1 protein-coding gene is annotated in these 226 nt (G+C 67.7%); it reads left to right on the top strand.

What is annotated here, in order from left to right; genetic code table 11:
- On the top strand, positions 1 to 226 hold a 226-nt coding region (locus tag F2P44_RS34845), incomplete at both ends, for a transposase (RefSeq protein WP_167094654.1).

Below are 226 nucleotides of genomic sequence, written 5' to 3'. Positions count from 1 at the left end.
TGGGGCATGCGCCGCGACGCGCACAGCTGGACGGCGCGCCAGCGCGACACGATGTATCTCTTGCAGCGTTCCCGGCTCAAGACCGCAAGGGCGTGGCGGCTGAAAGAAGCATTGCGGGACACCTATCAGCACGCCGTGGCCGCCAACAGCGCGGAAGCGGCGCAGGCGGCGCTGGAGCGTTGGATATCGTGGGCCCGCCGAAGCCGACTCGAGCCGTTCAAGAAAC

Source organism: Massilia frigida (assembly GCF_011682175.1).
Lineage (GTDB): Bacteria > Pseudomonadota > Gammaproteobacteria > Burkholderiales > Burkholderiaceae_D > Telluria_A > Telluria_A frigida.
The sequence above is the reverse complement of the archived record's forward strand: the minus strand, read 5'-3'. Positions and strand labels throughout refer to the sequence as shown.